Annotated in this window: 29 protein-coding genes and 2 pseudogenes; 24 read left to right on the plus strand and 7 right to left on the minus strand. The window is 44.6% G+C overall.

Annotation, left to right across the window (positions count from 1 at the left end; genetic code table 11):
* The 8 genes from B5E64_RS01470 (at nucleotide 1) to B5E64_RS01505 (ending at nucleotide 5999) form a co-directional block, all read left to right on the plus strand.
* Entirely contained in the window at nucleotides 1-363 is a 363-nt protein-coding gene (locus tag B5E64_RS01470; RefSeq protein WP_087166744.1) for a hypothetical protein, read from the plus strand.
* A 69-nt stretch (nucleotides 364-432) separates the two neighbouring features.
* Complete coding sequence (locus B5E64_RS01475; protein ID WP_087159937.1) at nucleotides 433-669, plus strand: hypothetical protein; 237 nt, start codon at nucleotides 433-435, stop codon at nucleotides 667-669.
* A 100-nt stretch (nucleotides 670-769) separates the two neighbouring features.
* Nucleotides 770-1417 (plus strand): flavin reductase, encoded by a 648-nt coding sequence (locus tag B5E64_RS01480; protein WP_087166745.1) that lies wholly within the window; start codon nucleotides 770-772, stop codon nucleotides 1415-1417.
* A gap of 18 nt (nucleotides 1418-1435) precedes the next feature.
* Nucleotides 1436-1843 carry an SRPBCC family protein gene (locus B5E64_RS01485; protein WP_087166746.1) on the plus strand — a complete coding sequence of 136 codons (408 nt, stop codon included), beginning with the start codon at nucleotides 1436-1438 and terminating at the stop codon, nucleotides 1841-1843.
* Entirely contained in the window at nucleotides 1840-2172 is a 333-nt protein-coding gene (locus B5E64_RS01490; RefSeq protein ID WP_087166747.1) for a DUF3795 domain-containing protein, read from the plus strand. The genes B5E64_RS01485 and B5E64_RS01490 overlap by 4 nt, the downstream gene beginning before the upstream one ends.
* A 37-nt stretch (nucleotides 2173-2209) precedes the next feature.
* The gene (locus B5E64_RS01495; protein WP_087166748.1) at nucleotides 2210-2584 is read left to right on the plus strand and encodes a DUF3795 domain-containing protein; all 375 of its coding nucleotides are present in this window, start codon (nucleotides 2210-2212) and stop codon (nucleotides 2582-2584) included.
* A 108-nt stretch (nucleotides 2585-2692) separates the two neighbouring features.
* Entirely contained in the window at nucleotides 2693-4591 is a 1899-nt protein-coding gene (locus tag B5E64_RS01500; RefSeq protein ID WP_087166749.1) for a hypothetical protein, read from the plus strand.
* 16 nt (nucleotides 4592-4607) lie between these two features.
* Entirely contained in the window at nucleotides 4608-5999 is a 1392-nt protein-coding gene (locus B5E64_RS01505) for a hypothetical protein (RefSeq protein WP_087166750.1), read from the plus strand.
* Nucleotides 6000-6004: 5 nt separating this feature from the next.
* On the opposite strand, the gene B5E64_RS01510 is transcribed toward B5E64_RS01505, so the two are convergent.
* The gene (locus B5E64_RS01510) at nucleotides 6005-6358 is read right to left on the minus strand and encodes a SymE family type I addiction module toxin (RefSeq protein WP_087166751.1); all 354 of its coding nucleotides are present in this window, start codon (nucleotides 6356-6358) and stop codon (nucleotides 6005-6007) included.
* Nucleotides 6355-6681: a hypothetical protein gene (locus tag B5E64_RS01515; RefSeq protein ID WP_087166752.1), complete on the minus strand. Its 327-nt coding sequence runs from the start codon at nucleotides 6679-6681 to the stop codon at nucleotides 6355-6357. The genes B5E64_RS01510 and B5E64_RS01515 overlap by 4 nt, the downstream gene beginning before the upstream one ends.
* Nucleotides 6682-6882: 201 nt before the next feature.
* On the opposite strand from B5E64_RS01515, the pseudogene B5E64_RS01520 reads away from it, so the two are divergent.
* The 13 genes and pseudogenes from B5E64_RS01520 to B5E64_RS01580 all read left to right on the plus strand — a co-directional run bounded on the left by B5E64_RS01520 (nucleotide 6883) and on the right by B5E64_RS01580 (nucleotide 16335).
* A pseudogene (locus B5E64_RS01520) lies at nucleotides 6883-7372 on the plus strand (phage holin family protein).
* A 1-nt stretch (nucleotide 7373) separates the two neighbouring features.
* Entirely contained in the window at nucleotides 7374-8438 is a 1065-nt protein-coding gene (locus B5E64_RS01525) for a peptidoglycan recognition family protein (RefSeq protein WP_087166753.1), read from the plus strand.
* Between the two features lie 177 nt (nucleotides 8439-8615).
* Nucleotides 8616-9032, plus strand: a complete 417-nt coding sequence (locus B5E64_RS01530; protein ID WP_087166754.1) for a recombinase family protein — start codon at nucleotides 8616-8618, stop codon at nucleotides 9030-9032.
* On the plus strand, nucleotides 9023-10300 hold the full coding sequence (locus B5E64_RS01535; RefSeq protein WP_087166755.1) for a recombinase family protein: 1278 nt from the start codon (nucleotides 9023-9025) through the stop codon (nucleotides 10298-10300). The genes B5E64_RS01530 and B5E64_RS01535 overlap by 10 nt, the downstream gene beginning before the upstream one ends.
* Entirely contained in the window at nucleotides 10245-11579 is a 1335-nt protein-coding gene (locus B5E64_RS01540) for a recombinase family protein (protein ID WP_087166756.1), read from the plus strand. The genes B5E64_RS01535 and B5E64_RS01540 overlap by 56 nt, the downstream gene beginning before the upstream one ends.
* 150 nt (nucleotides 11580-11729) lie before the next feature.
* Nucleotides 11730-13193, plus strand: a complete 1464-nt coding sequence (locus tag B5E64_RS01545) for an MBL fold metallo-hydrolase (protein WP_087166757.1) — start codon at nucleotides 11730-11732, stop codon at nucleotides 13191-13193.
* A gap of 70 nt (nucleotides 13194-13263) precedes the next feature.
* Nucleotides 13264-13680 carry a hypothetical protein gene (locus B5E64_RS01550; RefSeq protein ID WP_087166758.1) on the plus strand — a complete coding sequence of 139 codons (417 nt, stop codon included), beginning with the start codon at nucleotides 13264-13266 and terminating at the stop codon, nucleotides 13678-13680.
* A gap of 13 nt (nucleotides 13681-13693) precedes the next feature.
* Complete coding sequence (locus tag B5E64_RS01555) at nucleotides 13694-13876, plus strand: hypothetical protein (protein WP_087166759.1); 183 nt, start codon at nucleotides 13694-13696, stop codon at nucleotides 13874-13876.
* Between the two features lie 15 nt (nucleotides 13877-13891).
* On the plus strand, nucleotides 13892-14452 hold the full coding sequence (locus B5E64_RS01560) for a hypothetical protein (protein WP_087166760.1): 561 nt from the start codon (nucleotides 13892-13894) through the stop codon (nucleotides 14450-14452).
* A 114-nt stretch (nucleotides 14453-14566) separates the two neighbouring features.
* Nucleotides 14567-14980: a hypothetical protein gene (locus B5E64_RS01565; protein WP_140398805.1), complete on the plus strand. Its 414-nt coding sequence runs from the start codon at nucleotides 14567-14569 to the stop codon at nucleotides 14978-14980.
* A gap of 113 nt (nucleotides 14981-15093) precedes the next feature.
* The gene (locus tag B5E64_RS01570) at nucleotides 15094-15279 is read left to right on the plus strand and encodes a hypothetical protein (protein WP_087166762.1); all 186 of its coding nucleotides are present in this window, start codon (nucleotides 15094-15096) and stop codon (nucleotides 15277-15279) included.
* Nucleotides 15280-15371: 92 nt separating this feature from the next.
* Complete coding sequence (locus tag B5E64_RS01575; RefSeq protein WP_087166763.1) at nucleotides 15372-15644, plus strand: hypothetical protein; 273 nt, start codon at nucleotides 15372-15374, stop codon at nucleotides 15642-15644.
* On the plus strand, nucleotides 15637-16335 hold the full coding sequence (locus B5E64_RS01580; protein WP_087166764.1) for a hypothetical protein: 699 nt from the start codon (nucleotides 15637-15639) through the stop codon (nucleotides 16333-16335). The genes B5E64_RS01575 and B5E64_RS01580 overlap by 8 nt, the downstream gene beginning before the upstream one ends.
* 571 nt (nucleotides 16336-16906) lie before the next feature.
* Here the strand turns inward: B5E64_RS01580 and B5E64_RS01585 are convergent.
* Together B5E64_RS01585 and B5E64_RS01590 are read right to left on the minus strand one after the other, a co-directional pair.
* Complete coding sequence (locus B5E64_RS01585; protein WP_087166765.1) at nucleotides 16907-18103, minus strand: MFS transporter; 1197 nt, start codon at nucleotides 18101-18103, stop codon at nucleotides 16907-16909.
* A 148-nt stretch (nucleotides 18104-18251) separates the two neighbouring features.
* Entirely contained in the window at nucleotides 18252-19136 is an 885-nt protein-coding gene (locus B5E64_RS01590; RefSeq protein ID WP_087166766.1) for an AraC family transcriptional regulator, read from the minus strand.
* A 288-nt stretch (nucleotides 19137-19424) separates the two neighbouring features.
* On the opposite strand from B5E64_RS01590, the gene B5E64_RS01595 reads away from it, so the two are divergent.
* A complete protein-coding gene (locus B5E64_RS01595; RefSeq protein ID WP_162610112.1) occupies nucleotides 19425-20924 on the plus strand; it encodes a MerR family transcriptional regulator in 1500 nt (499 codons plus the stop codon).
* Nucleotides 20925-21031: 107 nt separating this feature from the next.
* Nucleotides 21032-22009, plus strand: coding sequence for a biotin--[acetyl-CoA-carboxylase] ligase (locus B5E64_RS01600; RefSeq protein WP_087166768.1), 978 nt, complete (start codon nucleotides 21032-21034; stop codon nucleotides 22007-22009).
* A gap of 65 nt (nucleotides 22010-22074) precedes the next feature.
* On the opposite strand, the pseudogene B5E64_RS18285 reads toward B5E64_RS01600, so the two are convergent.
* The 3 genes and pseudogenes from B5E64_RS18285 to B5E64_RS01615 all read right to left on the minus strand — a co-directional run.
* Nucleotides 22075-22593, minus strand: a pseudogene (locus B5E64_RS18285) (aldo/keto reductase); the annotation flags it as partial.
* A gap of 165 nt (nucleotides 22594-22758) precedes the next feature.
* Complete coding sequence (locus B5E64_RS01610; RefSeq protein ID WP_087166770.1) at nucleotides 22759-23310, minus strand: flavodoxin family protein; 552 nt, start codon at nucleotides 23308-23310, stop codon at nucleotides 22759-22761.
* 32 nt (nucleotides 23311-23342) lie between these two features.
* Entirely contained in the window at nucleotides 23343-23888 is a 546-nt protein-coding gene (locus tag B5E64_RS01615) for a flavodoxin family protein (RefSeq protein ID WP_087166771.1), read from the minus strand.
* 170 nt (nucleotides 23889-24058) lie between these two features.
* Between B5E64_RS01615 and B5E64_RS01620 the strand changes: the two genes are divergently transcribed.
* Nucleotides 24059-24391: a helix-turn-helix domain-containing protein gene (locus tag B5E64_RS01620; RefSeq protein ID WP_087166772.1), complete on the plus strand. Its 333-nt coding sequence runs from the start codon at nucleotides 24059-24061 to the stop codon at nucleotides 24389-24391.
* Nucleotides 24392-24433: the final 42 nt, after the last annotated feature.

Genomic DNA, 24433 nt, shown 5'->3' on the forward strand with positions numbered 1-24433 from the left:
ATGGCATTTATACAGTATCTGACCTTTGACGGGACGGCCCTCCCTTTGCCGGATTCCTATGAAGTACAGATGGATGATGTAGAGGCGGACTCCGGCGGGGAGACGGAGGCCGGTACGGTGCAACGGGATGTTGTGCGCGCAGGCGTGGTGAGCATCCCGGTGACATTTTCTGTTTCGGCAAAGTGGCTGAAGATCCTAACGGAGTTTAAACAGAAGGAAAAGATCACGGTGGGATATTTTGATACGGAGACACTGGCTGTGAAGACGGCGGAGATGTATGTGGAAGGGTATAAGGCTTCCCTTGTGAAGGATACTTCCCGGAAAGGTCTGTGGACAGTGAGTTTTACGCTGAGGGAGTTCTGAAAGTGTATTCTATTTTGGTGGGAATTGTGGTATATTTGAGAAAAAGATTGAGGTTACAGAGGTGAGGTTATGAAAATCGCAAAAATTCTGTTATCTATAATAACAATACTTTTTGCTGTATTAGGATTAATAAAAGTTCTTCCATTTGATATAGCAAATCCTATTATGCTTACATCACTTGCTACTCTTTTGCTGTTAAGAAGTGTAGAATATAAAAATAGCAGAGAGAAAAGTGGTTTTGTTCTTACCTGTTTAACCGCAGTTTTTGTCTATGTTGTTGTGATTTATAATGTTTTTATAGGATAAGCAGCTCCCCATTTATTGAGAAATTGAACAAAATGACAAATCCTATTTTATATTACCAACCAATAGTAACCCATGATCCTGATGAATTGGGAGGTGAAGTATGAAGATCGAGATTAGAAAGGATTTTCCGCAGCATTTTAAACCGGCATATCCGGAGGAATTTGATTTGTTTTCTCATTTTGAGGTAACGGCAGGAATACCGAACGTTCTGTTTGCTGTCACGACTTGGAAAGAGAACGGGAAACCGAATGTTTGCTTTCATTCGTGGAGCTGCTTTCACGGAGATAAGACTGCTTTTTTCGCTGTGATGGGAAACTTATATCAGCATACCCACACCTATGCCAATATCCAAAGGGAAAAATGTTTTTGCATCAATTTCCTTCCGATAAATTGCTACGATAAGCTAGTAAAGACTATTCACCAAAATGGAATGAATGACGATGAATTTGCGACAGGCGGCTTTACGGTTGCAAATGCAAAAACTATTCACGCACCTGCGATTAACGAAGCGTTTCTCACTATGGAATGTACTTTGAAAGAAATGCAGGATTTAAGCGGTGCGGGTATTACGGCTATGGTAATCGGGCAGGTACAGCATATATCTGTAGAAGAATCCTATGCACAAGGATATGAACAGAGATATGGTAAAGATGGATTTATGCTGCTTGTGCCTGCACCGCAGGATCTTGTCACCGGGGAGCCGAATCAGTCGGCGATTGCCACCGTGCATATTGAGAAATATGACTGATTTGAGGAGGGTGCGAAAATGGCAACTTCAAATATAAAAGCGCTGATTTCTGGAGAGCTTAGTAAAGTGTGGGAGCTGGTTTTGAATGTTGAAAATTATGGAGCTTGGAGAAGCGACCTGAGTAAGACAGAAGTTATCAGCGACAAGCAATTCATCGAATATACCAAAGATGGCTACCCTACGACATTCACCGTGACGCTTGTTGAACCATACAGACGCTGGGAATTTGATATGGAAAACAGCAATATGACAGGTCATTGGATCGGCGTTTTTACGGATAAAGGAAATGAAACAGAGATAGATTTTATGGAGTGCGTGGAAGCGAAAACATGGCTGCTGAAACCTTTTGTGAAGTCATATCTGAAAAAGCAGCAGGCACAGTTCGTTGCAGACATAAGAAAGGCATTGGAGGGAAATAACCTATGAAAGATATGATTGGATACTGCGGATTGGACTGCGAAAAATGCGATGCATACATGGCCACCGTCAATGACGATCAGTCTTTGCGGGAGAAAACAGCGAAGCAGTGGGCAGAGTTAAATAATGCTCCAATTTTGCCGGAACATATTAATTGTGAGGGATGTCGTGTGGACGGAGTAAAAACAGTATTTTGTGAACATATGTGTGAAATCCGTAAATGCGCTTTAAGAAAAGGCGTTTCTACTTGCGGCAACTGTTCTGAGTTGGAAACTTGTCAGACTGTCGGGGCTATTATTTCAAATGATTCTGCTGTTTTGAAGAATTTGAGAGGATAAATATATGAATAAACGAATTAAAAGATGAGGAGGTTTTATGAAACGGAAATTAGGAATTGCCAGATGTGGTCTTGCGTGCTGTTTATGTACAGAAAATGCCGATTGCAATGGATGCGGTTCAAATGGGTGTCCAGATAATGATTCTTGTGAGAATAAAAAATGTTCGATTGCAAAAGAACTGACACATTGTTATGAGTGTGAAGAAAATTGCAGGAAAGGAGTATTGAGTAAAATTAAACCATACACATTTACCTTATTTGCTAAAAAATATGGAGAAGAAAAGCTCCTGGATTGTTTAGAGAGAAATGAGAAAAATGGAATTGTGTATCATCGAGAGGGCATACACGGGGATTATGATGATTTTGATGATGTAGAGCGGTTAATGAATTTTATTTTAACAGGAGTACGATAGATTAAAAGTTGTTGAGTTATATAATTCTGATATTTTATATTGCCAAGAGCATCAGTCAGAAATGATTGGTGCTTTTTTGATGCCTGGAAACGGAAGGAGGGGTGTCCGATGTACCCGGTGAGCGAGGCGTTCCTGCAGGCGGTGCAGGGGAACACCCGGAAATATTACTGGACGGGAAAGATCACCACGGCAGGCGGTGTGGTGTATCCCTTTGACCAGGAAGATATTGTGAAAGGCAGCGGCTATATCACGTCCCAGTGCTGCGGTAATTCGGAGATTGAGCTTGGGGCGGTGTATGCGGCGGAGATGGGGATCAGCCTGTTTCTGGATATTGACCGATATACGCTGGAGGATGCGGAGGTGGAATTATCCTATCATCTCCGGCTTGCCAGCGGCGCTTATGAGACTGTCCCTATGGGGATCTTTGAAGTGAGTGAAGCCAACCGGACGGCGCATGTGCTGGAATTGAAGGCTTATGACCGGATGCTCCGCTTTGACCGGACTTTCAATGGTTTTGAAACCATTGGCACTGCTTACGGGATGATGGCGCTGTGCAGTATGGCCTGCGGGGTGGAACTGGCGCAGACCCAGGCGGAGATTGAGGCGCTCCCGAATGGATCAGAACTGCTCTCTATTTATCCGGAGAATGACATTGAGACGTACCGGGATGTGCTGTATTTTACAGCACAGGTGCTGGGCGGGTTCTTCTGCATTAACCGGGCCGGAAAGCTGGAATTCCGTCAGTACGGGGAGACGCCGGTGATGGAGATCCTGCAGAAGCACCGGTTTTCCAGCAGCTTCTCCGATTTTGTGACCCGGTACACTGCGGTCAGTTCCACCAACCTGCGGACGCAGACTTCCGAGTATTACGCTTTGGAAACAGACGATGGGCTGACTATGAACCTGGGAGTCAATCCATTATTGCAGTTCGGACTGGAAGAGACTAGGGCAGAACTGTGCGGGAACATCCTTGCTGCCCTTTCCAAAGTGAACTATGTGCCCTTTGATTCCGATACCATCGGAAATCCGGCATTGGATCTGGGGGATGTGCTGACCTTTTCCGGCGGGCAGGCGGATGCCCAGCAGATCACCTGTGTGACGTCTTTCACGACTAAAATCGGCGGGCGGCAGAGTCTGAAATGTGTGGGAAAGAATCCAAGACTTTCCCAGGCAAAGTCCAAGAATGATAAGAACATTTCTGGCCTCTTAAACCAGATCGAGGCGGGAAAGATCGGCATCCACACCTTTACCAATGCCTCTGAATATACCTTCGGTGAGACGGATGTGCGGATCATCAGTATTGAGTTCGCTTCCAAAGAAGAGAATCACGCCCAGTTCTTCGGACAGGTGGTGGTGGATGTGGCGGCTGATCCGGCTGCAAGGTCAGCCAATGCCAGCGGCACGATTGTGACTCCATTTCCTTCTGGGAATACAGGAAACAGTGGGGGGACGTCTGGTGGAGCAGCGGATACAGAAGATGGTTCTGAGGATGGTGTCTCCGGGGAAGAAACTGCAGATATTTCTGTAGATGTGAGCCTGCCGGTCACCTGGATGGAGGACGGGAAGGCAGTCTGCTATGTGACTTTTGAACTGAACAATGCGGAGATTCTGCTCCATCATCCGGTGGAGACCTGGCACAGCGGGAAGCACATCCTGTCTTTGTATTATCCGATTGAAAATATTGTGCCGAATATTACAAACACTTTCAATGTGTACCTGCGTATGGAGGACGGCTCCGGCAGTGTGGGGATCGGGGACTGCATTGCGTCCATCAGCGGCCAGGCCATGGCGGCTGCGGCAGCATGGGACGGCAGGATCGATATTGAGGAAATAGTGGGGCTGTTTTCTGTAGGCGGCGGCCTGCAGGGTAAGGGCTTTACAGATGTGATGACAGTGGAAACGATGGAACTGGTGCAGAAAAGCTATTCGGATATCCTGAGCGTGAAGCCGAAGATCGGGGCGTTCTGCCGGCCGGTGACGCTGCCGGTATCCAGTGACTCAGAATGATGGGAGGAAAATAGACATGACTTTAAAAGGCGTGATGACAATCGAACTGACAGACGCGAATACCGGGGCGGTGGAAACGGTTACGGAGGAAAACATGATCACAGAGTCCGTCAATAACATTCTGGGGTTAAACCCTATGGGTATCTTTTACGCGGCAACCGGGGAGTATGACGAAGCGGTTCTTTGGAATGGGAACCTTCTCCCTATCTGCCCCAACATGATCGGCGGCATCCTGCTTTTTTCCGAAGCGCTGGCGGAGGATGAGGAACTGCTATATGAAAGTTCCGACAACCTTCCGGTGGCCTACGCTTCCAACAATGTCAATTCTACGGCGAACCTGGCCAGGGGAAGCCTGAACCTGACGGAGAGTATGGCTCTTTCCAACGGTTATAAGTTTGTGTGGGAGTTTACGCCTAACCAGGGCAACGGGACGATCGCAGCGGTGGCGCTGACCAGCGCCCTGGGCGGGCAGAACGGGTTTGGCAGTCTGGTAGGGGATGCCAGCGCTTTTCTCCAATTAAAGGCGGCGGATATTGGAGCCATCCCGGATGCCAACAAGATGGTGCTGTTTGAGGCAGTGGAGATGGATTTCGAGAACAGCCTGCTGTATTCCATCACCTTTGAAAATGCGGGCGTCCGGATCCGGAAGCTGCGGATCCCGGTATTTTCCATCGGGCTGAATGAGAAGCTGGATGATTCCACTTATACCGTCCTGGATGATGAGGTGCTGACGCCGGAGACTTTTGAGTTTTTGGGGAGCTACACGAAGTATGGGGAATTTATGGATGGGAAGGACGGCTACTGGTACGGGTTTTCTAATGAAGGAAATTCCTCCGGGGATGCTGTGATGGTCTGGATCAAAATTTCCAAAACGGATTATTCCTTTACAGAGGGGCAGTGGACGCTGTCCAATGCCAAGCTGATGGATGTGGGAAACCGGGAGAACGGCACCTTCGCAGAGCGTGTGGTGAAATGCTGCGTCCGGGGCGGGTATCTGTATGTGCCAGCCTATGACAAGACGGGGATTTACAAGATCAGCCTTTCTAATTCCACAGATGTAACGCTGATCAATTTCGGTTTTACCTCCCAGTGGAAGCCCCTATGTGAGACCGGATCCTGTGAACTGTATTTGACACTGGTCGGGGATCTGATCATCGGCGGGGATTTCCAGATCACGGTGGAGGACACCGTGATCCAGACCCAGGGAAGCGTGCGGCTCAATAATGCCGCAACGCCCCTGTTCCAATACAAGAATTTCCTGTTTGGATGGGGCGGCAGCTATGGGAATGAATACCGGACGGCCTATCTGCTGACGCCGTACCTGGCGTCCATCAATAACCTTACGTCAGCGGTGGTAAAAACAGTGGATAAGACTATGAAGATCACCTATACGCTGACGGAGGAGTGAGGGGATCAGCGGTGGCGCTTTGGAGAGTTGCCGGAGATGAGGATGTATTCCTGCTGTGGCTCTGCTACACGTGGGAGTTCCTGGCTTTCTTTTTCCAGCCGGAATTGGAGCCTTCGGATTTCAGCGGCTTTGCTGTCCAATTCCTTCTGGGTCTCTCTGCGCTGTTTTTCAGCCAGTTCCATTTCGGTCATTGGGCGGATACACAGGGAACCTTCCCCATATTCGACCACAATGGTACTTCCGATGGAAAAGCCGAGTTCTTCCAGCCAGCGCCCCTCCATCTGAATTTTCGGGACCTGGGTGTAGGAACCGCCGGAAAGGCGGCTAGTGTATGCGACTTTGATATGTTTCTTGTTCATGAGCGTACCTCCTGTTCGTCTGTTTTGTGGTTTTTCCTGGGTCGCTTCCGATAAGACCCTTCCCTGCCAAGCCAATAGGTGTCATGGGACCGGATCTGCCGGAGACAGCAGGGAAGCGTAGCTCCATGCCCGTGTTCATGGTAAGGGGTTCCTCTGTGATGGGTGTGATAGATCCGGCAGCTTCTGAAACGTGGGTATTCCTCCAGAAGGATATGCCAGCAGTGGCCGGTGTTGTTTGACTGGAGCGTCACGGCGCTTCCATGTAATGCGATGATGGAAAAATAGACGGGGTCAATGGCGTTCAATTCCTTTGGCGTAAACATTTTTTCCTCCTTCCTGCCAAGGGCTTTTGGTGATTGTATTTATCACTCTATCTGGCAGGAATAGCAACCTGATTCTGTGCCATAAACCGCACAAATCTCCGCAATGGAGATTGTGCAGCTTAGACACTTCACATAGCAACCTGAAGGCAGGCGCTCAGAGATGGGCGTCTTTTCTTATGGAACGAAAGCGAGGTATTTGTAATGAAAGAATTTTGGAACATGGTCCAGATGGTATTTGCCGCTGTGGGCGGATGGCTGGGGTATTTCCTTGGCGGCAATGACGGGCTGCTGATCGCCCTGGTGCTTTTTGTAGCGGTGGATTATCTGACCGGTGTGATGTGCGCCATTTCTGATAAGACGCTGTCCAGCAACGTAGGCTTTAGGCTCCAATCACTCTGTGATAGTGTGTACCTGAGAAGATAAGACGCTGTCCAGCAACGTAGGCTTTAGGGGCATCTGCAGGAAAGTGCTGATCTTCCTTTTGGTAGGGATCGCTAACATCCTGGATGTCCATGTTATCGGCACTGGATCGGTGCTGCGGACGGCGGTGATCTTTTTCTACATTTCCAATGAGGGCGTGAGCCTTTTGGAGAATGCGGCACATCTGGGGCTTCCGGTGCCGGAAAAGATCAAGGCTGTCCTGGAACAGCTTCATGACCGGGCAGAAAAAACAGAAACAGAGGAGAAATGAGATGAAGTTAGTACAGAGTATTTTGACGAAAAATCCCTGCTATACGGCAGGAAGAAAGATCACAGTCAAGGGGCTGATGCTCCATTCGGTGGGATGTCCCCAGCCGAAGGCGTCTGTGTTTATCAATAGCTGGAACAGCCCGTCCTATGACAATGCCTGTGTGCATGGTTTTATTGACGGCAATGACGGCACAGTGTATCAGACCCTCCCCTGGAACCACCGAGGCTGGCACTGCGGTTCCGGCAGCAAAGGCAGCGGAAACAATACCCATATCGGAGTGGAGATGTGTGAGCCTGCGTGTATCCGGTACACGTCAGGCTCAAACTTTACCTGTTCCGATCTGTCCACGGCAAAGGCTGTGGCGAAGCGCACTTATGATGCGGCAGTGGAACTGTTCGCCATGCTGTGCAAGCAGTACAATCTGAATCCGACCGCAGACGGTGTGATCGTCAGCCACCGGGAGGGCTACAGCCGTGGGATTGCCTCCAACCATGGCGATCCGGAGCATCTCTGGAACGGCCTTGGTATGGGATATACCATGGATGGATTCCGTAAGGCAGTGAAGGCTGCCATGGGTGGAAGCACGGCCGGAGGCGGTTCTTCTTCTGGCAGCGGTGGTTCTGGGATTTCTGGGTTCCCAGCGGTTCCCTTTACGGTAAAGGTACTCATTCCGGATCTGAACTATCGGTCTGCCCCGTCCATGAGTGGAAGTGTAAAGGGCCAGACGGGAAAAGGGGTCTTTACCATTGTGGAAGTAAAAAATGGCTGGGGACGTTTGAAGAGCGGAGCAGGCTGGATTTATCTGGAGAACCCGTCCTACTGTACGGTGCAGTCCTCCGGTTCCGGAGGCAGTTCTTCCAGCGGCTCTTTTCTGGTACAGGTATCCGCCACAGACCTGAACATCCGGAAAGGTCCGGGGACCAACTACGGAACTACTGGAAAGTACACAGGAAAAGGAACCTTCACGATTGTGGAGACCAGATCGGGACAGGGTTCCAATGCAGGATGGGGTAAACTGAAGAGCGGAGCCGGATGGATCAGTCTGGATTATGCTAAACGAGTGTAAAAGAAAGTGAAAAGTGCCGGGCAGGAGAGAAACAATCCCCTGTCCGGCAAAATTTTTGCAGAGGATAAGTTTGGCGGGAGTGGAAGCAAAAACCGGTGGAAATGGTGAAACTGCTTGACTTTCAGGGGCTTCAGAGTGATAGATAGACTACCAAAAAAGAAAGGAGAACTTGTAAGAATGGTAATAGCAGGAAGAGTGAACCGGGTGGCTTTTTACTGCCGTATGAATCATAGGGATCATGATTATACCCAGTTTTTGGATGATGTGAAAAAACGGTTGGAAAGAGCCTATGGAAAACAGGAATGGGAACTGAAAATCTATTTTGAAGAAGCCTCTGGCGCTGATCCGGACAGGAAGGAGTTCAACCGTCTGAAACAGGATATTTCACAAGATCAGATTGATGTAGTGGTTTCTGCCCGGGCAGCGATGATTGCCAGGGATTGGGGACAGTTTATGGAGTTTATGGAAATCTGTGAAAAGGCGCAGGTGGAAGTCCTCTGTCTGGATGAAGTGGAAGATGCAGGGCGTATTTTTCAAAGGATTCAGAAATTTATTGAGGCTTATTTTGAAGGAAGTGAAGAAACATGCGGATAAGGATTATCACTGCGGTTCCTACAGCAGAAAAGAAAAAAAGAGTTTGCGCTTATGCCAGGGTTTCCACTGACAGCAGAAGGCAGGAGGAATCTCTGGAAAACCAGACAGCAACTTACGAAAGACTGATCCGGTCGAATCCGGAATATGCGTTTGCTGGTGTCTATGCAGATCAGGGAATCTCCGGATATTGTGAAAACCGGCCGCAGTTCCAGAAGATGCTGGAGAGAGCAAGAGCAGGGGAGATCGATCTGATCATAACAAAGTCCATATCAAGGTTTGCACGAAATACCGTCACCGTTCTGAAAGTTGCGAGAGAACTGAAAGAACTGGGTGTCGGTATTTTTTTTGAAGAACAGAAAATCAACACTCTTTCAGGGGACGGTGAGATGATGCTTGCCGTCCTCGCTTCTTTTGCCCAGGAAGAGAGCAGGAGCATGAGTGAAAACAATAAATGGAGCATCAAGAAGAAATTTGAGCGGGGAGAGGTGATGATCACCACTTCCCGTTTTTGCGGCTATGACAAAAACGAATACGGGGATCTGGTGGTGAATGGCAAAGAGGCAGAGATTGTCCGGCTGTCTTTTGACCTTTATCTGATGGCCGTAGGAAGTACCAGAATTGCGAGCCTGCTGGATTATCTTGGAGTTCCCACAGTGGCAGGGGGAACCTGGGAAGGCGGGACTATTGGCGGAATGATTGCCAATGAAAAGTATAAAGGGGATTTCCTTTTACAGAAATATTATACGCCGCCAGACAAGCGGAATTTCACACGGAAAAATCGAGGGGAAGTACAGAGCTATTACATTTCCGAAAACCATGAGCCGATTGTTTCACCGGAAGTCTGGCAGCAGGCGCAGGAGATGCGGGATTACCGGAAAAAGATCCGAAATATCGGACAAGACGGAACGAGGAAGTTTCAGAACCGGTATCCCCTAAGTGGAATGCTGATCTGCCCATATTGTGGAAAGACACTTCGGCGGAGGCAGGTTTACAAGAAAAAGATCCAATGGCTGTGCAGCACTTACATTGAGCATGGGAAACAGGCGTGCAAGGGAATCCGGATTGATGATGCGGAACTTGCAGGACTGCACGTCACGGGACAAACGGTAGTAGAGGAGGTTTTGAAGGATGGCAAGAAGCATTACCGTTATACCAGCAAGGCAGAATTTGACTTCACAGGAGAATCCCAGCCAGAACGTCCGGAGGATACGGATGGCAGCGTACTGCCGGGTGTCAACCGACCAAGAAGAACAGTTATTAAGCTATGAGAACCAGGTGAATTATTATACGAAATTCATCAAAGACAATCCGCTGTATACGTTTGCCGGGGTCTATGCGGATGAAGGAATTTCCGCAACCAATACCAAAAAGAGAGAAGAATTCAACCGCATGATCGCAGACTGCAGGGAGGGAAAAATTGATATGATCATTACGAAATCCATCTCCCGGTTTGCCAGAAATACATTGGACTGCCTGAATTATGTACGGGAATTGAAAGAACTTGGTATCGGGATTCTTTTTGAAAAAGAGAATATCAATACTCTGGATGCAAAGGGGGAGGTTCTGCTGACAATCCTTTCTTCCCTGGCACAGGATGAAAGCCGGTCGATTTCTGAAAACTCCACATGGGGTATCCGGAGGCGCTTTGAAACGGGAAAGCATAAGATGAGTACCAAGCGGTTCCTGGGATATGACAGCGATGAAACAGGAAAACTGATCGTCAATTCCAGACAGGCGAAGATCGTTGTCCGGCTGTTCCAGGAATTCCTGGATGGAAAGACTACGGATTATATCAAGCGGATCTTTGAGCGGGAAGGGGTGGTAAATTGGGATGGAAGTACCAAGTGGCATGCCACTACAATGAACAGCATGCTTCAGAATGAAAAGTATAAAGGAGACGCCCTGCTGCAGAAGAGTTACACTGTGGATTTTCTGACCAAGAAGCGGGCGAAAAATTCCGGAGAAGTCCAGATGTACTATGTGGAGGATGATCATGAAGCAATCATAGATCCTCGTATATGGGAATGCGTCCAATTGGAATTTAAACGGAGAGAAAAATATCTAAAGGAGCATGGAACCCATTCTTATTCCCGAAATCCGGAAACAAATCCATTTGCTTCACGGATTGTCTGCGGAACCTGCAATAAAGTTTTTTCCAGAAAGGGATGGCGCAGCAGTGCCGGATATGACAGGAAAGTGTGGCAATGCAGCGAAAGGTACCGGGTGAAAGGTGTTCAGGGATGCGATAACCGCCATGTGGAGGAAGAGACACTGATAAAGGCATATCTTATGGCCTGGAATGCGCTGGTGGAAAATCGTGAGAGTTTCCTGGAACAGTGGAAACAGCAAATGCGGGGAGAGGATCTCCTGGCAGGATACCGGGCAAAAAAACTTGTGGAATATACAAAAGACGCGAAGCCACTGAAAGAGATGGATACGGATTTTATGCTGAAAACGCTGGATCATATCAAGGTGTTTGAGGATGGGACACTGTTGGTGACATTTCTGGACGGATCGGAGATTGAGTATAGAAGTGAAGAAGCGTAAGAAAAGAGGCCGATTGGGATGTGAGAGTCCTGATCGGCTTTTTTTCTTGCGCTATCAATAGGTATCAATAGGATATGAAAATCATTGTCGAAATTAAAAGTAAAGTGTGCTACACTATATATGTATTAATTTTAGTAAGGTGGTGAGCTAATGGAAACAACTCTGGATGCTTTGTGGGAATTGCTAAAAAATTCTGTGTTTGAGGCTTCTTCTATGGATAGTAATGTGCAAGATAAGAAAAAAAATATGCTACGAAAGGCAGAAGAAGCTGAGATTAGCGTAACAATTATCGACAAATTTTTCAACCAATTAGTAGATAACATATCTAATACGCCAGAGCCAATTCCAATGCCTTTACATTTGATAACATTTAGGAAAGCTTTGGAAGAATTCGATACCAAATCTGTTAGTGGAATAAAGGAAGGGGCAATTCAGGCAAACAACTTGGCGAAAGATTGTGGCATGTGTGCAGTGTGCAGTGGATGTGCAGAGAGGTTTTATGAGAATGTTGTTAATGGAAATAATAAAGAGAGAGCTTTACCTGTGCAACTTGAGAACTATTTTTTATTACCTACACAGATGCATTATTATCAAAGCGGATTAGCTGTTTCGAAAGAGAGAAGACAGTTAAATAATACCTTATTATGTTTGAAAGGATTTTCTTCATCTACACCGACTATACATTCGGCTACATTTAGTTCAGATTGTGTCGGGGGTGGTCTATATATTAATTACCAAGGAATGGGAATTGTTATTGACCCAGGAATAGGGTTTGTAAATTCAATGCATAAGCATGGTATTTTTATAACAGATGTTGATTTAGTGATAATCACACATGATCATTTGGATCATAATGCAGATGCTGCAGTCATATCTTCTTTACTATATGATTATAATAGATATAGCATGAAGAAAAACAAAATTGTGCAAGAAATATTTGAGATACAAAGAGAAAATGCTCATGAAATAACCTGGATTATTGATGGAGATTCCTGTAGTAAATTATCAAAGCAAATTGGAAAATCTATTCAACTAAAAAAATATTTAGGCAGACCTAAGCAAATTTTCTCGAAAAATAGAAATTTGAAATTGTCAGCTATCAAAACCGAACACATTAAGGATAATTCTGAAACGTATGGTATAAAAATTTTAATGGAATTTGATGAAGGCACATTCGTTTTAGGGTATACTTCTGATACGGGATATTTTCCTGAATTGTCAGATTTTTTTGCTGATGTAGATTTGCTAATATTTAATATTAGTGATATTTATAAAAAGGATGTTAAGGGAATTAAGGATAAACATTCGCATTTAGGATACAATGGTAGTGTTAAATTGCTGAGACAAATATCCCCTAAAATGGCAATAGCTTCTGAGTTTTGCTGCACTAATGGTGATTTTCGTGTGAATATTATAAAATCACTAAATAAAGAAAAGTTAATAAGTAAAGATTGTGAAATTTTTCCAGGTGAAATTGGATTAAATGTTGAATTGCCAACTTTACAAGTTGAATGTTCAATTTGTAAAAGGAAAGTATCATATAAAAATATTAACATTGTAGGCCCTAAAAAGGAATTTGGAAAAATAGAATATATTTGTAGAAATTGTTTGTGATGTGTGATATAATACTAAACTAAGAAATTAGAAAAATGGAGATACACCAGGATAAGTTGTAATAACCGCTATGAAGGAATATGAATATATTGTATTAGCAACAAATGAAGTATTTAGTCATATGATTACAAGTACCATATGTTTGGAAAATTATTTAAATGATTCAGCAGAAGAAGCATTTAGAAAAGTTTTTGTAATGTTCAATCAATTTCGCGAAGATTATAAAAAAAATATGGAGAAGGCTGGAGATAGTAGTGCGGTAGAAATCGAAACGGCAAGATTTAAGACAAAATGTCGAGTAAAGCGAGAAGCGGTTTTAAAAAGTTTCATTAATGAGCTGAAAGAGATTGATAATGAAATTGATTATGATAATGAAGTGAGAAAATATTATAACAGAATTGAAAAAGAGGATGTAGAGACGCTGGAGATGCAATTAATGATATATCCATATCTTATGTCATTAGTTAGAAAGAAAGAGGAAGAGTAGGAGATTTATAGGAATGGAGCAAGATATTATGAAGCGCTTTGAAAAATTAAATAAGGCATGTGTTCAATATCCACCAATTGCATTATGTAGCTTAGAGGGTAGGGGAGGATATCTAAATCATAAGAAAAAAGCTAGAATTTATACTAAACCTACGGTGAGAGCTAAAGATGGTTTTATTGAGAAATTTTGTCTTTAGTAGTGAGGTTCAATCATGAGAGAGATGCAAAGTATGCATCCGGCAGAGAAAGATCAATTCTGTGAGTATATTTATGAGGATTTTATTGTAAAAACTGCTTTAGTATTGTGCCAATATGAGAAATATGCCAAAGTGGTAAATTTGTATATTCCTATTAGCTGTTATACTAATTTTCGGGATTCACTTTTTCATTTTAGAAAAATGGTTTCAAGTATAGAAGAAAGAGAGATAGAAGAACAGTCATTTGCTATAAAAGAACATTTATCACGAACGCTAACTGATGCAAGTACTGCTATCCTTTATTGGCTATCGGCTGTATCAGAAGAATTATTGAAAAGAGATGATTTGACCTCGGAAATAAAAATGCAAATCAGGAAAAATTTACATAAGTTGAAGAATGTTATTTTATTTAAGCGTATGAATGGTATGATGATTTCCCAAGATGTTTCTTCGGGAATCAGTCACGAAGAAATTCTTGCATTGTTAGATGAGGTTTATGTATTCTTTCAGGATAATTGTTCACAAGAGTATGCAGAATGCTCAAATGAGTTAAGTGCGGACGATGAAGGAAATTAAAATGATAGATAGTTAATGTACCTATGCTTTTCTTCCAATATGCATGATTATTAGAATTTATCAGGCTAGTTCTTCAAACAGATTAGAAAAATCCATTTGTCTCCCGGATTATCTGTGGAACTTACAACAAAATTTTCCAGAAAGGGATGGCGCAGCAGTGCCGGATATGACAGGAAAGTGTGGCAATGCAGCCAAAGGTACAGGGTGAAAGGAGTTCAGGGATGCAATAACTGCCATGTAGAGGAAGAAACGCTGATAAAGGCATATATTATGGCTTGGAATGCACTAGTGGAAAATCGTGAGAGTTTCCTGGAACAGTGGAAACAGCAAATGCAGGGAGAGGATCTTTTGGTCGGATACCGGGCGGAGAAATTTGTGGAGTATACAAAAGATGCGAAGCCACTGAAAGAGATGGACACGGATTTTATGTTGAAAACGCTGGACCATATCAAGGTGTTTGAGGATGGAGTATTAAGGGAGATATTTCTGGATGGAATGGAGATTGAGTGTAGAAGCGAAGAAGCGTAAGAAAAAGGCCGATTGGGATGTGAGAGTCCTGATCGGCTTTTTTCTTGCGCTTCTCCGGATAGTAAAGGGTGGCGGAATATGATAAAATAACATTATTAAATTGGGAGGCAACAATGAGGAAAGTTGATGAATTAAGAAACGAAATTGCAAATCAATTTGCTTATGAGTATAAGGTTTACGACTTAGAATATGCCCGCAATAAGTATGGTGGATATGAGTTTTTGGATACAAACTATGCAAAACAAATGTTATGTGAGTTTTTTGACAAATTATTTGAACGATATGAAATTGATTTATAAAATACGAGAGAAATGTGTATGGAACTACTAAATGATGTAATTATACAGTGTGGAGGATATGGAAATATAAATATTAAAGAGGAGGATGAGTAATGGAGAAGAATAAAGAAAAATACGATTTGGATTCATATTTTGTGTCAGAGGCACATAAATTGATTTTTGCACTGCTTTTTACAGATAAAAAAATAAGAATGGAATTATTAGGGATTGAGGAAGAATTATATCTTGACGAAGAAAAGGCAAAAGAATGGCACCATAGAATTGCTAAAATAATTCATCCAGATACTTGTACGATAGAAGGTTGTGAAAAGGCTATAATGAAGCTGAATGAATTATATTCAGGAATGGTGAAAGCGGATGAGTAAGTTTGAATTAACCAGAATCCCTATAAAAAAAGGTGCCTACCAAAAACCTGAGCGTTATAATAGGAACATTCCTGATGCAAAATATGATAAAGTAGATAAAGCTTGTGAAGAAGATGTTTTCTTGTCGAACGATGGTAATGTATATGTTCCTGAAGATTCAATGAGTACAATATTTAATACTGATACTAAAAGAGCGCAGTATATATACGATAACTTTTTAGATGACGATGATAAAAGATGTATTAATGGGACTAATGCAATAAAATCATCCGGTGTGGTAGGTGAATTAGATAAGAGATCTCATGAGACCAGAGATTCTGAAGATGCAGATTTGGATAGATATACAAGGGATTCCCTGATCAGGATAGGAGATTCCGACCAAGCAGAGGCGATAAGACGTAAATTAGATACACATACAAAGAAAGAACTATCTAAGATGAAGAAGCAAAGAGGTTCTGAGGTTGACGAAATAACAGGAGAACCTTTGACGAAAGGTTCAGCATTTCATCATGAGAATGAAAAAGAATTATACACTGATCCAGTATCTGTACTTGATGAGATAAAAGGGAAGAATGTTAATAGTACTACACATAAAGAGATTCATAAAAGAAATATTCGAACGGGTGAAGAATTAAAAAAACAGGCAGAAGATATCAAGAAGACTGTTGCGAATAAGAGAAGAAAGGGGTAAAATTTAGCCCCCTGTTGTAAAGCTTTTTGCAAAAGGAGATGGATTTGCTATCTAATATAAGAAGAAACTATCACCGCACGTAGAAACTGTTGTGAAAATATGCCGGAAAATCAAGGTGTCCGGAAAATAGTTTCCTGATTAAAAATGCAGAGTGTGTTCAGTCATTTCCTTATGGTAGTATATGTAAAGGAACAAACGTGTTGCAGGGTGGCTGACCTCTATTCTACATAGAATGGGGGTGGTGCTGATGGACAATAAAAATCATTTTGATTTCAAAGACCTTATGGCTTTTGGAATGTTCATTCTGGCATTGCTGACATTCGTTTTTACGTTTATCAGATAATGTTTTAAGCATAGAAAAAACCACCCCGGAACTTTGGCTGAGTGATGAGGTGGCAATTCTATGTTAATCCTTGTTATTAGGTCAACCACTTTGTGGGCGGTTGTTCCTTTTTCTACTTACAATATAGCACATTGTGTTTTCATGTTCAAGAAAAAATTGACGGCAGGCATTTGGCATCCCCAAATTGAGCATATAAAATAAATCTCTTTTTGAAATTTTGCCATCCGGTTATTTCCGGATGGCACTTTTCATCCTTCGGCTCAAAACAAGTAAACAGGCTACCAGAAGGATCGGAAAGAATGTGGCGGTCAGCAGTCCTGCTTTAAGATTGCCGCCGGCCAGTTCCGAGAACTTCCCTACTATCGCCGGGCTTACTGTACCGCCAAAATCCCCTGCTAATGCTAAAAATGCGAACATAGCGGTGCCGCCTTGCGGACACTTTTGGGAAGAAAGGCTGATTGTACCAGGCCACATAATACCAACACTGAATCCACAAATGGCACATCCGGCCAGTCCAAGAATCGGGACAGGTGAAAGAGAGGCCAGCAAATAGCATGCCACGCACAATAATCCGCTCAGCAGCATGGTTTTTGTCAGGTTCAGTTTCTCGCTCATTTTGCCGTACAGCATACGGGAAATTCCCATGAAAACGGCGAACAGGCAAGGGCCGGCCAAATCACCAATGGTTTTGGATACACCAAGAGCAGATTCTGTAAATGCAGACGCCCATTGTGCCATCGATGCTTCGGATGCGCCGGAACAAATCATCAGCAGAATCATCATCCATATCAATGGCAGACGGAGCAGTCTGCGAATAGGCAGACTTTCGCCATCTTCCACCAGACGCTCTATCGGACAAGTGAGAAACTGAAAGACATTTACCAACGGTACCAGTGCCCAGAGTAAGGTAAGTATTTTCCAATTTTCAATGCCAAATACCGCAAAAAAGAGCGTGGAACCTAAGATTACGCCCACCGCACCCCAGCAGTAAAAAGAGTGAAGCAAACTCATCACGCCATCCTTATTTTCAAAAGGGCAGGCTTCCACAATCGGGCTCACCAGCACTTCTACAAGGCCGCTGCCGATGGCATAAAATACTACCGCGAGGAGGATTCCCAGAAATGGTACAGGGAGAACTTCCGGGAGAAACGCCATCAACACAAGCCCTACGGCGGAAACGACCTGAGAGATCACCACACAGATACGGTAACCGATTATGTCGGCGAACTTGGTTGCTCCAAGGTCAACCAACAACTGGGTCAGATAAAACACAACCGGGATCAGAGCGATTTTTTCCAATGAGATCCCGTAGGTATGTTGAAAGGTCAAAAACAGAAGCGGTGCAAAGTTGGCGGCGATAGCCTGAGTGACAAATCCCATATAGCAGGCCACCAGTGTCTTTTGATATTTACGATTCCCGGACATATCACTTATCTGCCTCCGTCTGTTTGATCAGGTTTTTGTTTAAACATTGAAATTTCATGATAGCTCTCCTTTCTAGACTCGAATAAACGTATTATATAATCAAATTATTCAAAGATAAAGGCACTATAGTGTCAGGGAAAAGCATTATTTACCCGATCCGTGCGTTTGTCGGTGAATATCCGTACCTTTTGCGAAATTGACGGCTGAAGTAATTTACAGAATGAAACCCGCAGGCAAAACTGATCTCCTGCAACGTCAGTGTGGTTTCGTGCAGTAAACGCTTAGCTGTTTGCAGGCGGTACTTAATAAGCGCTTCCACCGGAGAACACCCCAGGTAGGACTGGAAACACCGGCCGGCTTCGCTTCGGCTGATATGGGCGGCACCGGCGATATCTGCCAGGGTAATCCTTTGGGCGTAATTTTCATAAATATAAGACAGCATTTTCTGGAGGCGTATCTGGGTGTTCAGTTGTACCCGTGATGCGTTGGATTTTGGCAGGGAATCAAAATTGCGAAAGATGGTTTCCAATATACAACAGATGCTGCGCTGGACCGTCATTTCGTAACAATCGGGCTGTTCCTGCATGGCGAAATACGTGGTGCGAATCCACTGGCGGACCTCATCCCACAGGTCGTTGTCGTGCCGGAACACAACAAAGGGAAGAGAGTTACAAGCCAGAATCGGCCGGATGTATTTCCGGTAAATGGTGCTGGTCTCAGGGGCAACCACTGTGCCGGAAAAAACGATGTTTGGAAAGCGATCCGGCTTCACACCTGACAATTGTCGAATTCCGTGGAGCATATTCTGGTTGATGAAAATACTGTCCCCCGGTTCCAGAATCGTATGGGTTTGCCCCACCTGAAAGTCGAGAACACTGCTTTGTGATGTGGCAATCTCAAAGTAGGGATGCCAGTGCACAGGTCCCGCACGGTTTGGCAAATCGGCAAGTTCATCGCAATAAAATGTAATGGGGAAAGTTGAACTGTCATGTGGTATCTGTTCTTGTAATTGATGGTCAAGTATGATTGGCATATTGTAGTCCTTTACTCATAGATAAGTATCGTTTTCCGGAAACTCAGCAATGGCTTTCGTCATCAGTATCCGTTTTACATCTATTATACCTTGTACAATCAAAGCGGGCAAATGTTTTCCGCCGGTCCAATGAAAAGTGCGCATTGTGACCGGTCGCTTTACGTGGTAGTATATGGAAAGGAATAATCGGAGAAATCTGTATTTTTTCTATAAATCATAACTATCGCTTGACTGTAAAGTCCCTTTACCCCTTATAATTAAATATCATATCAGGGGAGGATTATGCCGATGACGATCAAAGAAGTGGAAGAACTGTCCAATATGACGCGGGCGAATATCCGGTTTTATGAAAAAGAAGGACTCATCACGCCGCAGAGGGATTCAAATGGTTACCGTAATTATACGGAACAGGATGTGGATATATTGAAACGGATCCGGCTGCTTCGGACGGTTCATCTCGGCCTGGAAGAGATCCGGTCCTTAAGTGAGAAAGAAAGTGAGCTGACAGATGTTCTTCTTATACATTTAAGGACATTGAAAAAAGAACAGAAGGATCTGGAACAGTCAAAAGCGATCTGCGAGCAGCTGTGCAGGGATCAGGCAGCTTATGAAAGTTTTGACGCGGAGCATTATTTCAATCTGCTGGAAAAGGCGCCTTCAGAAATTCCGGCGGAGCTGGAAGCAGATTCACTTCCAAAAGTGAGAGCGCCTTGGAAACGATATTTTGCCAGACTGATCGATGAAACAATCTATCTGATTTTCTGGAATCTGATTCTGGCGCTTGGCTTTCATATGAATATCAGACAAACAGGATGGGCATTTGCAGTCATAGGGATCATAATGCAGTCTGTTTTGCTTCTTATGGCAGAGCCTGTCATGCTTTCAAGATTTGGTACGACACCCGGGAAATTTCTGTTTGGTTTTCGAGTGTCGGCAGAAAGCGGTGCACGGCTTACATGGAGAGAGGCTTATGACAGAACCGGGATCGTATTAAAAAGAGGACTGGGATTTTATATCCCGGTTTATGGGCTCATACGAGAATACTCTTCTTACAGGGATTGTAAAAAAGGAGAGATTCTTGAGTGGGAAGAAGACAATATTCTCACGTTGGATGAACGGCATATGAGGTGGAAAGTGATAGCGGCAGTTCTGGTACTGGGTGTACTTGACATCCTGAATTTTTTGGTGTGGCAGGCAGGTGCGCTGCCGCGGAACAGAGGAAATATCACGGCGGCACAGTATGCCGAGAATTTCAACGATATGCAGAAATTTTATCAGATTGACCATCAGCTGAATCTTCCGGAGTTTTTACCCCCGCTTGGCGATTCCAGGAAGCTGCTGAATCAGGACGGTGATTGGGAAAAGATGTCCGGAAAACCGTATATCGTTGGCACAGGAGTGGATTATCCGGAGCTTCCCGAACTTCAATTTACGGAAAAGGACGGTGCTTTGACAGAAATTTCATTTTCTTCCGAATATAAAGATGAGAACGTGGAAATTCCGGTGTATGGAGATCTGATGGCGCTGGCATCGCTTTCCTATATTTGTGCGCAGGAAGAGTACAACCTGCTGCCTTCCCCGCCTTCACGTCTTTACAGGCAGGTGAAAGAATATGGGGATCAATGCAGTGATTTTACGATTTCCGAGGCAGGGGTCACAGTGAAGGCATCGTTCGATTATAGCGGGTATGAACTTCGGCAGGCACAGTATGGAAGCAGTGATGTACTTGTGCCGGTGTATGGGAAGGATGTATATTTCCAGGTGGATTTCCGGATCTGGCAGGAGTAAAACAGCTTGACTTTTTTCGCTGCGAAAAGCATAATGAAATCAGTGCAAAGTAAACGGAGGGAAACCGGGTCCAGGAGGCCCGGTTTCTTTGGCGGAGGTGGATAAAATTGACGACAAAAGAAAGTATTCTTGCTCTGTTTGAAGAGCAGAGGGGAGTTTATTTTTCAGGCGAAGAGATTGCAGCCAGGCTTGCGGTTTCACGGGCGGCAGTATGGAAGGCGGTGAACGGCCTTCGAAAAGAAGGTTACGAAATTGACGCAGTCTCAAACAAGGGCTACCGTCTTGCGGCCGATACGGATATTTTATCTACACAGGGAATTGAAAAATATCAGGATCCTGTCTGCCGGACATTGAACTTATGCGTTCTGCCGGAGGCAGAATCTACCAATACGCTTCTCAGGGAAAAGGCAAATGCAGGAGCGCCGGAAGGGACTGTAATCCTTGCCAACACCCAGACAAAAGGACGGGGGAGGAGGGGCCGGAGTTTCTATTCTCCGGCAGACACCGGTCTCTATCTGAGTATCCTGTTAAGGCCGGATGGAATGACACCGGATCAGGCGGTGAAGATCACGACAATGGCTGCTGTCGCTGTATGCGAAGCGGTAGAGGAGATTTCCGGAAAAGAGACCTGGATCAAGTGGGTCAATGATATTTATCAGGAAGGACGGAAGATCAGCGGAATTCTTACAGAGGCTTCAGTCAGTATGGAAAATGGAAGTGTAGAATCGGTGATTCTGGGAATCGGAATCAATGTTTATCCGCCGGAGAGTGGATTCCCGGAAGATATCAGAGAAACTGCAGGATCCGCTTTTGACGGGAAGCAAAATGATGGAAAGAACCGGCTGGCCGCCGGAGTTCTGAATTATTTTTTTAAAGAATATGAGAGGATAGATCGTACTGATTATGTGGAAAAGTACCGTGCAAAAAGTCTCGTAGTGGGGAAAGAGATCACGATACTGTCCCCGTCCGGCGACAGAAACGCAACGGCGCTGGATGTGGACCAGGACTGCCATTTGATTGTGCAGTATGAAAATGGACAGACAGAACGGCTCTCCTCCGGGGAGATCAGTATCCGGCTTTCATAAACTGTTGCCGGAGCTGTGGGCATCAAATGAAAAGGCCGGGCAGGATGTGTCCGGCCTTCTGTAAACGAGGCCCATGACTGCATTTGTGTCCCATAGCTGTTCAGAAGATTTTTTAATTCCAGCTGTGGAAAGTACACATGAGATTCCACCTGATTTACCGCGGGAATGATTTCACAGGACCGGACAAACTCTTTGTATTTTTCAGCATCAAAGTTAGAAATCCCGATGGCACGGACTTTTCCGTCCCGCAAAGCTTCTTTGAAGGCTTCATACATTTCCGGAGCGCTTTTATAGGGCTCGTGGATCAAGAGAAGATCGATATAATCGGTCTGCAGCTCGTTCAGAGACTGTTCAATCCCCGATTTTGCTTTTTGATAGGTCGTTCTGGGACGGTAAATTTTGGTTGTGAGAAAGAGTTCTTCTCTGGGAATTCCACTTTCTTTGACTGCATATCCGACAATATACTCATTTTCATACATCTGGGCTGTATCGATCAGCCGGTAACCAAGATCCAGCGCAGTCAGGATGCTCTGTTTTCCCGCTTCCCCGCGGATATCCCAGGTGCCATAGCCGATCACAGGCATCCGAACATGATTATTTAAGGTCAGTTCATTCAAAATACATTCCCCCGCTTTCTGAATTTGTCTGGATTCATTATACAGAAAGCGGGGGAATATGTAAAATATCCAATATTTATATCATGATATGCAGAACGGGAATATCATATGACTGCGGATTTATGTAAATCTCTACTGAATGGATTTTCCAAGCTCGTAAGCCTTCTGCAGTTCCGGCTTGCCATCGATATCACCGATATCACCATTTCCGCCGGCAAGAACGTGGCCGAGATTTTCCCATTTGAGATGTTCCATCAAATGGTTGTAGTAGAGAAGGACATCTTCAAATCCATTTCCTTCCGCGGCCATCAAAAGCGCGGATGCACGTCCGTGTCCTCTGAGAAGGTTGCCGTCCCCCTCTTCCAGCGCAAACAGTCGGTCCACAGCGGTCCGAAGCTGCCCGCTCATGTTCCAGTAATATAATGGGGAAGCGAGTACGATCACATCACAGTCCCGGACAGCCGGATAGATTTGATTCATATCGTCCTGCTGAACACAAGGACAGTCTTTGCTGCTGTGTCCGCCAAAGCATCCTCTGCACCCATGGATATTCATGCCGCCCAGAAAGAATTCGGTGACTGTATTGCCGGAGGCTTCGGCGCCTTCCGTAAATGATTTTACAAGAGCTGATGTATTGCCCTTTTTTCGAGGGCTTCCGTTTAAGATTACAATTTTTTTACTCATTTCATTTTCTCCTTCATCATGATTGATAATGATCAGATCTTATCTGCCAGTGCGGCTGCCTGCCGGCATCCGTCTGTTTTTTCAATGTCTCCGGTATTCAAGACGCCAGGTACAAGAACTTCGCCGACTATCTGCCATTTAATAAGAGCAGCGGAACGTTCGATCGGGATTCTGACACCGTCCAGAACTGTGAGATCATCCTCCTCACAGCAGGCAATCAGAGCACACTCTTTTCCGGCAATATCCTTTCCTGCAACGCAGAAAGAATACAGTTTATCAATGACTGCTTTAATCTGTGCAGGAATGGAATACCAGTATACCGGCATGGTGAACACAACAGCGTCCGCTTCCAGAACAGCCGGAGCAATCTTATTGAAATCATCATCAAAGGAACATGCCTTTCCTGACTTGAAGCAGGTTTCACAGGCACGGCAGCCGCCCACATTCATCATAGCTGCATCAAATCTTGTGACAGTGTGTCCTTTTGCCTGTGCAGCTTTGATAAACGCATCCGTCATGGCAAAACTGTTCCCTGCTTTCCGGGGACTTCCTGTAATTACAACAATTTTTTTACTCATCTTTTTTCCTCCTGTTCTCATAAAATCTGGCTGGTTTAATTCGGAATAAGAATTGACTTTCCACATTCCTGATACTATAATCATAACAAGTGTTGATAAGAAAACAAGTACGCACATAAAAGTGCGATACTTACAGTATAGTATGGTACTTACCCAAAGGAGAGTGTGAAATGGGAACACGATGTATTTCAAATGAATGTCTCAGTACGACAGGTTTCAGCTATACATTATCGTTGATTAACGGAAAATATAAGATGACCATCCTTTATACATTGATGGAATTCGGTGTGGTTCGGTTTAATGAAATGAAAAAATATATTGGAGGAATCTCCTATAAGACACTCAGCTCCACGCTAAAGGAACTGGAAGCGGATCAGCTTGTCCACAGAGAGGAGTACCCGCAGATTCCGCCGAAGGTGGAGTACAGTCTGACGAAGCGGGGCAAATCGCTGATCCCGATTCTGGATGGAATGTGTGAATGGGGAGATAAAAATCGGTTATAAGGAAACGGACGAGGGCCGGTCAGAGTCATTCTAAAGAAAATG

Origin of the sequence: Drancourtella sp. An12 (genome assembly GCF_002160935.1) — a bacterium.
Taxonomy (GTDB): domain Bacteria; phylum Bacillota; class Clostridia; order Lachnospirales; family Lachnospiraceae; genus Sellimonas; species Sellimonas catena.